General features: G+C 43.7%; 15 protein-coding genes. 3 read left to right on the top strand and 12 right to left on the bottom strand.

All coding sequences use genetic code 11. The annotated features are described in order from the left end of the window. Positions 1 to 2: 2 nt before the first annotated feature. From BLT53_RS02380 to BLT53_RS02365, 4 genes are all read right to left on the bottom strand, one after another. On the bottom strand, positions 3 to 1,346 hold the full coding sequence (locus BLT53_RS02380; RefSeq protein WP_090232492.1) for a glucoamylase family protein: 1,344 nt from the start codon (positions 1,344 to 1,346) through the stop codon (positions 3 to 5). A 136-nt stretch (positions 1,347 to 1,482) separates the two neighbouring features. Beyond that, complete coding sequence (locus BLT53_RS02375; protein WP_090232490.1) at positions 1,483 to 1,923, bottom strand: MerR family transcriptional regulator; 441 nt, start codon at positions 1,921 to 1,923, stop codon at positions 1,483 to 1,485. After that, a complete protein-coding gene (locus tag BLT53_RS02370; protein WP_090232489.1) occupies positions 1,901 to 2,485 on the bottom strand; it encodes a helix-turn-helix domain-containing protein in 585 nt (194 codons plus the stop codon). The genes BLT53_RS02375 and BLT53_RS02370 overlap by 23 nt, the downstream gene beginning before the upstream one ends. A gap of 303 nt (positions 2,486 to 2,788) precedes the next feature. Then, on the bottom strand, positions 2,789 to 3,331 hold the full coding sequence (locus tag BLT53_RS02365) for a helix-turn-helix domain-containing protein (RefSeq protein ID WP_090232487.1): 543 nt from the start codon (positions 3,329 to 3,331) through the stop codon (positions 2,789 to 2,791). A 211-nt stretch (positions 3,332 to 3,542) separates the two neighbouring features. Here BLT53_RS02365 and BLT53_RS02360 point away from each other — a divergent pair, with 211 nt between their 5' ends. After that, on the top strand, positions 3,543 to 3,971 hold the full coding sequence (locus BLT53_RS02360) for an acyl-CoA thioesterase (RefSeq protein WP_090232486.1): 429 nt from the start codon (positions 3,543 to 3,545) through the stop codon (positions 3,969 to 3,971). Between the two features lie 45 nt (positions 3,972 to 4,016). Here BLT53_RS02360 and BLT53_RS02355 read toward each other — a convergent pair whose 3' ends face one another. Next, positions 4,017 to 4,427, bottom strand: coding sequence for a hypothetical protein (locus tag BLT53_RS02355; protein WP_090232484.1), 411 nt, complete (start codon positions 4,425 to 4,427; stop codon positions 4,017 to 4,019). A gap of 127 nt (positions 4,428 to 4,554) precedes the next feature. Next, positions 4,555 to 4,890 carry a hypothetical protein gene (locus tag BLT53_RS02350; RefSeq protein WP_090232483.1) on the bottom strand — a complete coding sequence of 112 codons (336 nt, stop codon included), beginning with the start codon at positions 4,888 to 4,890 and terminating at the stop codon, positions 4,555 to 4,557. Between the two features lie 594 nt (positions 4,891 to 5,484). Between BLT53_RS02350 and BLT53_RS02345 the strand changes: the two genes are divergently transcribed. Then, the gene (locus tag BLT53_RS02345) at positions 5,485 to 5,940 is read left to right on the top strand and encodes an SgcJ/EcaC family oxidoreductase (RefSeq protein WP_090232481.1); all 456 of its coding nucleotides are present in this window, start codon (positions 5,485 to 5,487) and stop codon (positions 5,938 to 5,940) included. Here BLT53_RS02345 and BLT53_RS02340 read toward each other — a convergent pair. The 6 genes from BLT53_RS02340 to BLT53_RS02315 all read right to left on the bottom strand — a co-directional run bounded on the left by BLT53_RS02340 (position 5,935) and on the right by BLT53_RS02315 (position 12,994). Beyond that, positions 5,935 to 7,410, bottom strand: coding sequence for a sodium:solute symporter family protein (locus tag BLT53_RS02340; RefSeq protein ID WP_090232479.1), 1,476 nt, complete (start codon positions 7,408 to 7,410; stop codon positions 5,935 to 5,937). The two genes, BLT53_RS02345 and BLT53_RS02340, sit on opposite strands and share 6 nt — an antisense overlap. Beyond that, complete coding sequence (locus BLT53_RS02335) at positions 7,410 to 7,607, bottom strand: DUF3311 domain-containing protein (protein WP_090232478.1); 198 nt, start codon at positions 7,605 to 7,607, stop codon at positions 7,410 to 7,412. The genes BLT53_RS02340 and BLT53_RS02335 overlap by 1 nt, the downstream gene beginning before the upstream one ends. Before the next feature lie 21 nt (positions 7,608 to 7,628). Beyond that, entirely contained in the window at positions 7,629 to 8,813 is a 1,185-nt protein-coding gene (locus tag BLT53_RS02330; protein WP_280138789.1) for an amidohydrolase, read from the bottom strand. Positions 8,814 to 8,841: 28 nt separating this feature from the next. Further along, positions 8,842 to 10,146, bottom strand: a complete 1,305-nt coding sequence (locus BLT53_RS02325; RefSeq protein ID WP_090232476.1) for a Zn-dependent hydrolase — start codon at positions 10,144 to 10,146, stop codon at positions 8,842 to 8,844. A gap of 109 nt (positions 10,147 to 10,255) precedes the next feature. Continuing rightward, the gene (locus BLT53_RS02320; protein ID WP_090232474.1) at positions 10,256 to 12,013 is read right to left on the bottom strand and encodes a helix-turn-helix domain-containing protein; all 1,758 of its coding nucleotides are present in this window, start codon (positions 12,011 to 12,013) and stop codon (positions 10,256 to 10,258) included. Between the two features lie 72 nt (positions 12,014 to 12,085). Further along, a complete protein-coding gene (locus BLT53_RS02315; protein ID WP_090232472.1) occupies positions 12,086 to 12,994 on the bottom strand; it encodes a DMT family transporter in 909 nt (302 codons plus the stop codon). 185 nt (positions 12,995 to 13,179) lie between these two features. Between BLT53_RS02315 and BLT53_RS02310 the strand changes: the two genes are divergently transcribed. Next, positions 13,180 to 13,656: an Lrp/AsnC family transcriptional regulator gene (locus BLT53_RS02310; RefSeq protein ID WP_425284646.1), complete on the top strand. Its 477-nt coding sequence runs from the start codon at positions 13,180 to 13,182 to the stop codon at positions 13,654 to 13,656. Positions 13,657 to 13,675: the final 19 nt, after the last annotated feature.

The following is a 13,675-nucleotide window of genomic DNA, read 5'->3' as shown; positions in this document are numbered from 1 at the left end:
TATTACTTTATGGAAAAGACTTCATTCTTGAGCAGATCAACAGGTTTCCTGGCGATCGGGTCGCTATGAAAATAATGACGGATCACACCGTGCTGGACATGGTTGGCAATGGATACCATGATCATCCCCTGATCAAGTGCCAAATACGCTTTAGCCACTTCTCCGCTCTTTACACTTAATGAATCGTAGAAGCCATGCTTGCCATAGGCCTTCATTTTCCGAAGTTGATTTATATTTTTCGCCACTGCATCCGGAGCATAATCAAGGGCTAAAAAGGACGCATGCGCCGTAACTGTGCCATCATCCTTATATCCTGATGTTCCAAGCGGTGTTGCCGCAAACTCACTATAGCCATCAGGAGTGGCCGACGGCGAGAACCCCCAAACCGGGTATCCCTTTTCTTTGGCAAATGCAATTTGCAGTTGTACATGGCGGGCGTTGTTTAGTCCTAAAGCGTTTTTGCTGTATTTCTTTTCATTTAATACAAGTCCGGGCATCAGGCCTTCAAACATGCTGCCGCCCCAGCTTGGTACATACTTTTTTCCCTTGTATTCGTAATGTCCTTCAAAAACAGGAACTCCATCATACTCAACAGTCGGGCCTTCAGGAATTTGTGATTGCCAGTCCCATTCTTTAGGAAGTGTGCGGTACATTTTCCACCAATGGTCACGCGGCACATCTCCCTTCCCAATAGCGATATAGCTTCCCAGCCGCGGTTCTGTGTAAAACATTCCGTAGTGGTGATCCGTTAACTTTCCGGTCACCACATCATATCCCCCCCGGAACTGTCCTACCTCAGGATCATAGAGAGTCGAATAATCCATTTTTTTCACAAGCCTGCTTGTTTGGGGATAGAGCTCTTTATAAACCTGTCCAGTTGTGATAAGCCCGGCGGTCAGCCAGCTGTTATCCACTTGTGAAATAAATTGGCCCCAATCGGTTTTTAATGTGCCATCTGTGTTGTACCAATTATAGAACAGGCCATTCCATTTTTTCAGTTGATCAAGCGTGTGGAGTGTGGTTTTCAGGCGCAGAACCGCTTCCTTCCTTGAAATCATGTGCATTTTTTCTGCTGAAATGGTACTGAGCATATACATGGAAATATTGGTTGGAGATGTATGCTTTGCTTCTTCCACTTTTCCATCATTTAATCGAACAATGTCGCTCGTCAGTCCTGTTTTGGAATCGGTATACTGCTCAAAGAAGCTGTAAGTATCTTTTGCAATCGTTTTCAATTCTTTCTGAAAAGAAGACTTACTTTGTTCCGAGGCATGAACATTACCAACAGGCAGAGCAGAAAACAGGGCAAATAATACGGCAAGAGTAGTGAAGACAATTTTTTTCATGAGTTCTCCTTTGCAAATTCGATTTTATCGAAACGTTTCACCGTAATTTTAGCAAAAGATAACTTGACCGTATATCCGCCTTCTGTTCCATTTTTTGATCGTTGAAGTTTTCTCCCGGGAACGAAAAAAATCCGGCTCACGCCAGATTCTTTTCATTCGTCATTTTTGAAGAAAGCCGGTCGACTTTCTGAATAAGCTCTGTCAGTTCTTGATGAAAAGCAAGCATTTTTTTCATTTTCTCCTCAAGCATGGAGGCTTGCTCTGTCAGGCCTGCAGCCATTTCAGCCAGATCCTGTTCTTTATCCTTTTGTTCCGATGCTTTCTGATAGTGAAATTTATGAGAAGTAACCCGCTCCTTTAAGGATAAAAACTCCTGAAGCTCCTGAAGGGAAAAACCAAGGATTTCTTTTGCGTCCATCACCCTTTTGATATGTTCCACATCTTCTTCGGTGTACAACCGTATTTTCCCATGGCTTCGCTCAGGTGTGCGAAACAGGCCTATCTCTTCATAATAGCGTATGGTTCGTTTTGTAAGACCCGTCAATTGAGCCACTTCATCGATTTTTAACCTTCTCATTTGCATCTCCCCTATCTCTATCATTGTCTTTTAAGATTTGGGTCAGATCCGTGCAAATCATGGCTGCCCCCACAATGTTCCCCTTTGCATCAAACAAGGGCTTGCCAAATATATCATACGTATGAAGCCCGTCTGATAACGAGTAGTGAATGGTCTTCCTTAAAGGTGCCTTTGTTTGAATAACCTGACGCTTTAATTCCATAAATTCCATAGAGCCGGGGTGGTAACCCAATTCATCATCGCGTTTTCCAATTGCTGAAAATGGCGCAAAATCAGGTGGCGGATTAAAAATCCATGTATATCGTAAATCCAGGTCGCACTGAGCCACTGTTACCGGTGAATCTTCCAGGGTAATATTAAAAGGCTCACTAATGTGTTCGGAATAAAAATTTGCAGGGTTAAAGCCCAGTACCTTGGAAATTTTAAGGGCAACCTCAGGGCTCGGGTGACGTTTCATCGTTTCGATTTGAGCATAATACCCCCTGTCTATAAAAGCCGCTCCCGCTACCTGTGCCTGTGTCATGTTCTTTTCTTTCCGCAAATTCACTAACCATTTTCTCATTTGCTCACCATCTAATCTAATCTTGTATTAATTCCATCTTACGCAAAACCTCTACATGCTTGACGTGGCTATTAGCCACTACTAGATATTTTTTACTAAAAACCAGATACATATAATACCTTCTTTTATGCTCTGAAAAAGATTTTGATTCAAAGGTTTCTGCTTATACTTCACCTTTTATCACTTCTTCAATTTATGTAAAAATCCTTTAGATTTACCAGGTATTTTATCCTTAAACAATCGTTTTACAACAGGTTCACTAAATCATTTAAAAAAAGAACCTGTAATTAAGGTTCTCACTTATTATTTCTCTTTATAATACCCGCTAATTTCTGTCGAAATAGTGGCAGCGCCGATTACGCTTCCATCTTCACCTAATAATGGCTTACAATAAATATCGTAGGATATTAGCCCATTTGATGAAGGAAAGGATATAATCTTTCTTGCTGATTGGTTTGTTGAAATGACCTGCTGCTTTAATTCCATTAACTCTGCCGTTCCCTGGTTGACTGCCAGTTCATCATCACACTTGCCGATCGCTTCTTCATTGCTGAAATCACTATGTGAATTAAACAGCCAGGTATACCGTAATTCCAGGTCGCATTGTGCCACAATCACCGGAGATTTATCCAATGAACTGTTAAAGGGTTCGCTTATACTTTCGGAATAAAAAACGGCTGGATGGAATCCAAGAACATTTGAGATTTTAGATGATACCTCGTAGCTTGGATCTCGTTTCCCGCTTTCTATCTGGGCATAGTAGCTTCTGTCAATAAACGCCTCCCTGGCTACATATGCCTGTGTAAATCCTTTATCTTTTCTTAGTTTTCCTAACCAATGCCGCATATATTTCACCGTCTATTTTTTTTAGAGTTATTTTAATAATAACTGACTACACTATGATTATCTGTGGCTAAATGCCACAACACGGACTGCACATGCCAAAAGACCTAGCACAAAATGCTATACGAGTATATTTGCTCCCTGCTCCCTCTCTTTTGGTTAAGGATATACAATATAAAAAGAAGTTACTCATAGAGAAAGGAAAGACAGTAGGATGTACATATCAACTGCACAGATTCAACTTACTTATGCCGACACCGACATGATGGGTGTCATTTACCACGGAAATTATGTCAAATTTCTGGAACTCGGCCGATCCGCTCTCATCGCTGATGCCGGTTTTAATTATCTTGAGATGGAGAAACTGGGCTACTATGCCCCGGTATACAATCTTGAAATTACATATAAAAAACCGATTCGATTTGGTGATCAGGTGTTTGTGAAAACATGGGTGGAAGAAAATAAGCGGTCGAAAACGGTCTATGGCTTTGAAATTGTAAAAAGAAACGGCGAAGAGGAACACATCTGTGCAACCGGGACGACGACTCATATTGTGGTACATGGCACAAACTTCAGGCCTGTGCCTTTTAACAAAGCTTTTCCTGAATGGTTTCAAAAATATGAAGAGATTAAAAAACAATAAAGAAGGAAGACCTTATGTTGGTCTTCCTTCTTTCATTCGTCAGGTTCATCCCAATTGCCACCAGCGTTTCTTTTGAGAGGCCTCAACCAACCGGGAAATCGCTTCTTTCGTTTCTGAAATCTGTTCTTTAATCGCCAACAGTTCTCCCTTTAATTCTGCATTCTGAACTGTTAAATCATGAAGTTGACGGGAAAGCCACTCCATTTCACTGTCTGACTGATCTTCCCCCATCAGTTCGGTTTGTTGAGCAAAACCAAGATTTCCGAGAAGATTCTCATCTTTGAGGAGGTTTGCCGCCATCATCATCATGCCCCCGAGATCCAGCACCTCGTCGTCTTTTTTATTATTCAATACGCTTCCAGCAAGATTCATGAACCCGCTCGCGTCGAAGGCTTCATTCCTTCCATCCAGTGCCTCATCTTCCTGATGAATCGGGAGATTTTTTTCTTCTGCCATGCCGATCCGCTCCTTCTGTTCCCAATATGGATTGGGCTATTGTCTTTACAGCCTATGCAAAACATGCGGAGGATGTTACGGCATAATAAAGCAGCATTCCAAAAAACGGAATGCTGTTTTAAACGTTTTATTCATGGGAGGCCAGGCTGCCCACCCGCTCCAACAGCGGAGAAGGGTTTTCTACCATGCTATTCAGCATAGTAAGCACCTCGGGGATGAAGCGAAGGTCACCTTCTTCCCATTGTTCGTTCCATTTTTTTAAATGCCGCTCTGCGTATTGAACCTGTTCCTGCTTCTCCTCTTGCAGTAATTCAATCACATGCAGCAGGATATTAATATGGTTAACTGAAAGCAAGTCCGTTCTGTATGAATCATCGTTCGTATATTCCGTAGCGTCTCTAATAATATCTGCAATATCAGTTGCATCGGGCTTGTTGGGCTCGTATGTTACAATGCGTTTCATGCTGATCCCTCCTGCACCAAATTTTTTAGGTTGGCAACTACACATGATAGGTTTGACGTTCTGCGCCCTTACTCCTTTAAAATCCTTTCGTATTATTTCGGATGATTCCGATCAAAAACTGCATCAGAATCAGGGGTTATTAGGGAAACAAAACGATAAACATCATTTCGTGTAGAAACCTATTTTATCGTTTTATCTGTTGATTTTCCAATGACAAGCATTAAGAAATCAAAACAAAAAATCTTCGGAAGATCAAGTCTCCGAAGATTCATATAAGGGGCACCACTATCATTCTATGGTTACATTTAAGCACCAAGAATTGCTGTTAAAGCATCCCGGATAATTGCTTGCTGTTCATGTGTTCCCAGGAGCACAGCCACTAACAACGCAAGCACAAGGAGTAATGCAATAACGATGGATACAAGATTTATAGACGAGGAGGACCCTTATACCACATCTTATGCAATTCTATCAGAATCATCTTATGCAGAAACCCTTTGTAATAGAAAAGCGGTGTCCATTTTTTTACGCAGGCTCTTGACGATAACCCTAATGGAAGTGCAAGCTAGAATTAGAAAAGAAGGAGGTAGAACTATGAATTCTTCAAACCTGCAAGAGATTATGAAGCTTTATCGAACACTGATTATATCCTGGAACAATCGTAATTCAGATGAAATGGCCGCACAATTTTTAAAAGATGGGGAAATGATAGGATTTGACGGCAGCCAGATCATCGGCCGGGAAGACATCCGCTCTCACCTGTCACCCATTTTCAATGACCACCCTACTCCTCCCTTTACCTGCAAGGTCAAGGCGATCAAACTGTTAGGCGAAAACAGCGCCCTTTTACGTGCCATAGCAGGGATGATTCCTCATGGCGAAAAGGCGTTGAATCCTGCGCTCAACGCCCACCAAACTCTTATTGCTGTAAAAATGGATAACACCTGGAAAATCCAGCTTTTTCAAAATACACCTGCCCAATTCCATGGCCGTCCCGATCTTGTAGAACAGATGACTGAAGAATTACGTCATTCTCCCTCCATCCTATAATGCTTTTTCTGTTTTTGTATTCACCACTGCAGAGGATTTAGTAACTGCTGATACGACAAACAAAACAATCAAGTTCACGATCATGGCAATGATTCCTACATTAAAGTCCTGAATGGCCTGTGGCAGAAAAGGAAAAATGGAACCTACCGTTTTACCCGTGATGGTGATATAAGCCACTGTTGCCACACCCGAACCTATACCCGCAAAGGCTCCCGCTTTAGTCACAAAATTATTTTTCATCAAGCTGAATATAAGAGTTGGGAAAAGCTGAGTAACAAGACTGTATCCCATCAACAGAAGGGCAACAAGTGTATTGCCTCCTTTAAAGGTAAAGAAAACGGCGATAAGAGCAACAACAGGAACAAGATAACGTGCCGTTCGAGTAACTTGCGCATCGGAAAGATCTGGTTTTACCACTTTATACACATTCTTGGCCAGAATAGTAGAAGCGGCCATAAGGATCATTGAACCCGGAACTAGCGCTGTTAAAATCCCCGCCGCTCCTATCACGCCAATTACCCAAGGATCGAAGGTTTGAATGGACAGCCTGAGAAGAGCAAGGTCGGCATCGGCCCCAGTCAACCCTTTCACCTGCAATATGGCTGCAAATCCAACAAAGAAGACAAACAGCAGAACAAGCTGGTAAATCGGCATAAAAATTGCGTTCTTTCTGAACACTTTTTCGTTTTGTGCTGAATAAATGGAGCCGAACGTATGCGGCCACATGTAAAATCCGAGCGCGGTCAGAAGGACAGTCGTCACAAACCAGGATGGACTCATACCGCTGTCCGGAAGTGCCAGGAATCCTGGTTTGGCCGCTTCAACCGCCTCAAACATTGGCTGAATGCCGCCATAATAGTGTATAGGCAGATAAATTCCGAGAAATAGCACAACGACCAGAATAAGAATATCCTTGGCAACCGCTGTCCAGGCAGAACCGTGAATTCCCGAAACCATAACATAAATGGTCACTACCGCCAGTCCGATCCAGATGGCGACTGTAGATGAAATCGTCCCATAGGAAGACTCTGAAACGATGATGCCAAGCCCTTTCAGCTGAAGAACAAAATAAGGAATCATAGCTACTACACCAACAAGCGAAACGAGTATGCCTAAATAAGGGCTCTTGTACTTGCTTACAAAAAAGTCAGATTGCGATAATAATTGATTCTCTTTGGCATACTTCCAGATTTTTGGAAGAAGGAAGTAGGACATAATATAGGCCAGACACCCGTACCCGATAATATAATAGGTTGGGCCCCCTTTTCCATAAGCCCATCCGCTTCCGCCTAAAAACGTGAAGGTCGTGTAGATTTCTCCTGCCATCAAAAGGAACACAAAAATGGTTCCAAATCCCCTGCCGCCAACAGACCATTGCTCCAGGTCCATATCTTTTCCTTTCTTTGCCCGAATTCCAAGAAAAATCGACATGACCATCACGGCAAAGATTATAATCAATGCTGCATTCATTATGCATCCCCCTCCCTGTTTTTTGGATCCAATTTATAGATGACCACCATGATAACAGTTGTAATTACTACCCAAATCACGCAATAACCAAGTAAAAAGGGCATTCCGAAAAGATACGGTGTCACTTTGTTGGCAAAATACGTACCGCCGAGCAGTCCGATAAACGGAATGAGCGCCAGCCATTTGATTAAACTCATAACAATCTCTCCTTCTTTCTCTTATGAATTCAGCAGTTTAACTGCTGCGTGGGCAAAGATGCGCACCCCTTTTTCCAGTGCATCTTCGTCAATGGAAAATTTCGCATGATGATGAGGATACACCGCTTCTTTTTCCTCGTTGCCGGCTCCGATATAAATAAAGGCCCCCGCTGCTTTTTGTTGAAACGCAGAGAAATCCTCTCCACCCATATTCGGCTTCATACGGTCAACAGCTTCTTCGCCATAAAGCTCTTTTACCGTTTCTTCCATAACGGCTGTCACCTGCTCATCATTGATGACTGGACGATATCCAAACTCATAACCAAACTCATATCCAGCACCGTGTGCTTCCGTAATGCCTTTAATCACCCGTTCCATGGTAGCTGGCACGGATTCCCGAAGTGAGGCATCAAAACTTCGAACGGTTCCCATAATATCAACACTTCCCGGAATCACGTTATGTGTTGTGCCTCCGATGAATTTCGTGACAGAGAGCACGAGCTGGTCAAGCGGATCCGTATTCCTTGAAACAATATGCTGGAGGTTCGTCACCACTTGTGAAGCAACCGCAATGCTGTCCACGGTCTGATGAGGCAGCGCAGCGTGGCCCCCTTTTCCTTTGACCGTAATGGTGAAGGTATCCGGGGCAGCCATCATCGCTCCGTACACAATTCCGATTTTGCCGATTTCCAGGGGGGCCCAAAGATGTGCTCCGATCACGGTATCAACACCGTCCATCACCCCGGCTGCTACCATTTCCTCTGCCCCTCCAGGGAACAATTCTTCACCATGCTGAAAAAGAAAACGAATCTCTCCTTGAATCTGATCTTTTAATTGAGAAAATACTGAAGCTGCTCCAAGCAGCATGGCAGTGTGTCCATCGTGGCCGCAGGCATGCATCACTCCCGGATTAACGGAAGAAAACTCGGATTCTACTTCTTCATGAATAGGAAGTGCGTCCATATCCGCTCGTATGGCCAGCACTTTTCCAGGCCTAGCACCGATGATTCTGCCGACCACGCTCGTCTTTGTCGGACGCGAAAGTTCAATATTGCCAAATGAATTCAGTACTTCATATACAAAATTCGAGGTATTCACTTCTTCAAACGATAGCTCGGGGTGCTGGTGCAAATGCCTTCGCCAATTCACTACGTTTTCTTTTACTTCATCCACTAAAAGATTCATTGATTTTGTCTGTACTTCCATGCTGATCACTCCATCTTTTCTTGTTTATCTATCTGGATACTAACGATTCAATTGCTTTTTTCAATACATGGACCGCCTGTACGCAATCATCCAGAGTGGTCCACTCATCCGGATGATGGCTGATGCCCTCTTGGCTTCTGACAAACAGCATGGCCGCAGGAACATACCGTGCGAGTACCATGGTGTCGTGTGCCGCTCCACTGGGCAGAAGGACCGGCGTCAGCTTCATCTCTTCCACAGCCCGCAGGAGCAAATGCTGCATCTCCGTTTGGATGGGGACCGGGGCCACATTAAGCGTTTCGTTGTATTCAACAGCCATTCCATGCAGTTGTGCTGCCTCTTGTGCCTTTTGAATAATCTTCTCACTTAAAGTCGTGACGGACGCTTCACTGATATCCCGCATATCTACGTATACGTCTGCCTGGCCGGGAATTACATTGATGCCGTTTGGGAACACTTCCACTTTCCCCGCTGTTGCCACTGCTGTGGGACTTACCTCTTTCGGGATACCCGAAAGCTCATACACAAACCAGCTGGAAGCGACAAGCGCATCCTTTCTGTCATTCATGGGTGTGTTCCCTGCATGGTCTGCGGACCCCTTAAAAGAAAACTTTATCCACTTGGGTCCAGCGATACCTGTTACCACACCGACTGGAACATCTTTATTCTCAAGGACCTTTCCTTGCTCAATATGTACCTCTATGAATGCAGCAATCTCCGTTAAATCTCTTTGTGCATCTAAAAAACGGTCGGCCGCCAGCCCGTACTCCCTGACCACCTGTTCAAACGGCTTTCCTTCACCGTCTTTCAACTTGAGCTGCTGTTGCAGTTCCAGCTCTCCCGTAAATGCTTGGCTGCCTGTCAATCCGCCGTTAAACCTGGCACCCTCTTCGTCTGAAAAGATAATCATTTCATAGGATCGATGCGGCTGGTACCCGCTTTCTTTCCAGGCCTCTGCCACCTCCAGGGCACAAAGGACACCCAGCGGCCCGTCAAAATGCCCGCCGTTTGGAACACTGTCCAGATGGGATCCAGACAACACCACCGGCTCATTTGGGTGGCTGCCGGCAAAAACGGCGATGACGTTTCCTGCAGCGTCCTCCCTCACCTTTAGGCCAGCCTCCCGCATCCAGCTTTTTACGAGCTCCTTCGCCTGTCGCTCTTCTCTTGAAAACCCGATTCTACAGGATCCTCCGTCTGCTGTGGCTCCGATCTCTGATAAAAGAGAGAGACGGCTTGCTACCCTTTCCCCAGAAACACCCGAATGATCCAGCTCACCCGAGTAGTTTTCCAACAGTCGTTCTTTGAGTGTACCTTTTTGTAATACGGCCATATGAAAACTCCTTCGATTTGGTTATTAGAAAGTATAGAATAGTCAGTCAACTATTAATATATAGAAAAAGGACAAAAAGGATTGTCCCTTTTTGTCCAATGTTGACAATTTATGAAGATGCCAAGTATTCTTTCATATAAATAGCCATCTGAAGTTCGAAAATCCGTTTGCCCTCCATACTGTCTTTCCCCAGCAAATCCCTGATATTCTGGAGCCTGTATTTGATCGTATTCAAGTGAACATATGAAGCTTTCGCAGTTGACGTCATATTCTGATTGCATTCAATATACGTTTTTAAGGTTTTGAACAACTCAGAGTCATGTTTTTCATCATAAGCCAAGAGCGGCCCAATCATATCGTGGACGAATTCCTGAAGTTCATCTCTTTCATGTTTTAAAAAAAGACGATAGATTCCGAGGTCTTTATAGGAAAAGATGATCTCGTCGTTATTCCGTGAGCGGATGTACTGGGCACAGCGTTTGGCGTCACGGTGAGAGCTCTGAATTTCAGAAATCTGTCCGAACACCCTCCCAAGCCCGGCATGAAAGACAAACGTCATAAGTTCCTGGACTTTTTCGTTAAAGTCTTTAAAAAAACGGATAAACTCCTCAAGAATTGCTCCTTCGCTTCTTGAGTCATTAATAATCACCAGCAAGTCATACTCCATGTTCCGGTCCAATATCAAAACTTTATCATGTGAATGTTTGACTTCCCGGTACAGCAGCCGATTGAACACCTGTCTTTTTCGGTTAAGTTCATGGAACGGAAGAAAATCATTGGAAATCAGCAGATTGATGCACAAAAACCGGCTTTTTTCCGAAATGCCCACAAGACTGCGCTGAGGGAGAGAAAACATATCTATTCTTTGGTCGAACAGCTGTTCAAGAAGATACCCCTCATAATTATAGAGGTCGGTTCTGATGCGCTCCTGACCCATCATCTCACGGGCAAACAAACTGCAGCCCAAATCAATCGCCAGCTGATCGAGCGTATCGAGTTCCTTGGCGAATACAACGAGAATTCCGATGGTGATGGTATCGGTTTGTATCGGAAACAAATAAAATGCAGCCCCGTCTGCTTCATGCCGGGCGGAGATCCCTTGGAGATTATACATGATATCTTTAAGCTCATCTTCTTGATGGACTCTGAGTCCATTGCCCCTGTTTTCTGCTTCATCTGAAGAACTTGCTGTGATCTCAAGATGCTCATTATACACACAGGTCTCTTTTTGGACGAGCCTGGAAAGGGTCGTGTTGATTCCCTTCATCCCTGTATGAGACAGGGATGCAGCTGCCATTTCCGAGTGAATGCGTTCCGATCGCTCCTGATGGGCGAACAGACTGGCATTTTCAATCGCGATGGTCGCCTGTGCCGCAAAGGTTTCCAAAAGCAGAAGATCTCGTGAATTGAAATAGACTTCTTCCGAAAAACTGTCGATGGTCAAAACACCAATACAGCCTTCCTTGGACAAAAGCGGTGCACAAATGGTGCTCACCGGATATTGATGGGCACCGACTGCTTTATTGAACAGACTTTGATTCTCGCTTTGGATATTTTCCATCGCCCGCGTTGTATCCCTCATATGCCGGAAGATTTGACCCTTTTTTGTACTGAAGGTCTTACCCGTCATCCCCTCATGCACATCCAGCGCAATTTTTTGCAAGTACTCCAGGTCAAAGCCGATCCCGCTTTTTACGACGAGCTTATTCCTGTTTTCATCATATATGAACAGAATACCGGAATTCGCTCCTTCAATCACCCGTACGACTTCCTGCATCAGTTGATGCAACACCTTGTCCAGATCCAGCGTGGACGTCAGAACACGTGCCGCATTGATTAAACTCATTAATTGTTTTTCCGATTCCAAAAGCGGACGCCCCTTTACTCAATAAGTAGCTTGTTCCTATTATAGGCAAACACGTCCGTTTACGGAACCTTCTTATGCCAAAGACTCTTGTTGCTTTATTTTTTCTATAGAAACGTTCTTAACTAATGAAAAAAGAAGACAGCCCCCGATAACCAACAAGCTGCCGGCTCCCTGCATCCATGTCAGTTGCTCACCTAATAGAAAATACGCAAGTACGGACGTAAATACAGGATTGAAATTCAAGAAGATTCCCGATGAACCAGCCCCGAGTTTTTGCACACCAATATTCCAAAAAAGCATGCATAAAACCGTTGAGACCACACCTGTATAGAGCAGAGATACGGTAAAGGAAGCATCCCACTCTGTTACCGTAAAATCCCCGGCATTAAACGGGAGCAAAATGCTTAAGCCGAACACACCGGAATACAGCGTACAGATTAGTGGAGAAGCTTTCATCATGGCCCACTTGCTAAATACCGAATAGATTCCCCAGATGCATACCGCTCCAACCATCCATAGATCACCCCTGTTAAATGTCAAAGATAGCAAAGAATGAAGCTCTCCTTTCGTCAAAACGAGAAGAACGCCTGAAAGCGATACAAGCATAGCCAGTAACTGCAGCTTGTTCAATCGTTCTTTTAAGAACACAGAAGAAAATAAGGCGATGGAAATGGCATTTAACGTAGAGATTAGCCCTGCATTGGTAGCTGTTGTTTCATGAAGTGCCACAAACTGAAACACGTTAAAAAGAACAACGCCCGTCATGCCCATCAAGAAAACAGGAAGGATTGCCGCTTTGGGAGGCAGCAGTCTCTTCTCTTTCCGCCATACAATCGGAAAAAGACATACGATGGCAATCATCCACCGTAAACTGGTCAATGTCATTGGCGAAGCATGCCCGATCAGCGATTTACTGATTACAAAGTTGCCGCCCCAAAACAAGCTTGTTAACAGAAGAAGTAATACATAGATCATTGGCACAATGAAACACCCCCTGCAAATATTTATTTAAAATGTTAACACGAAATAATAAAATGGATAATAAAATTTTAAATAATATGGTATAATCGAAATAAAATTCAACATATAAGGCGAATCAAAAAAATTAATTAACTTCAATCTAACCTATAGCTATTCCCGCTAAATAAAATTAGGAAGTGATAAAAATGGATGACATCAGAGCTTTGGACAGCGTGGACCTGCAGATTTTAAATATTTTGCAAACAGTGGACGGGATTAGTAATGCCGAGCTTGCAAAGAGGATTAATTTATCCCCTCCGGCTGTTCATATGAGGATTAAACGGCTGACCCAGGAAGGCTATATTGAACGCCAAGTCGCCATTCTCAATCAGGAGAAACTTGGTTTTGACTTACTCTGCTTTATTTTTATCAGCACCAACCTTCATCAAACCGACAAGCTGGAGGTGCTGGAAGCGGCATTGCATGACATGCCGGAAGTATTGGAGTGTTATTGCCTGACAGGAGAATATGATTACCTTTTAAAAGTTGCCAATAAAGGGCGAAAGGATTTGGAAGCCTTTATAAAAAAATTAAACAAGCTTGGCATTTCCCGAATTCAGACCAGCCTGGCTTTAAAAGAAATAAAGCATTCCACCACGCTTCCACTTGAAAGAAAAGAGTAAGATTTTTATAGGTTATTTC

Source organism: Fictibacillus solisalsi (genome assembly GCF_900103485.1).
GTDB lineage: Bacteria > Bacillota > Bacilli > Bacillales > Fictibacillaceae > Fictibacillus_C > Fictibacillus_C solisalsi.
Note: the sequence above shows the minus strand (reverse complement) of the source record. Positions and strands in the feature narration are given on the sequence as shown.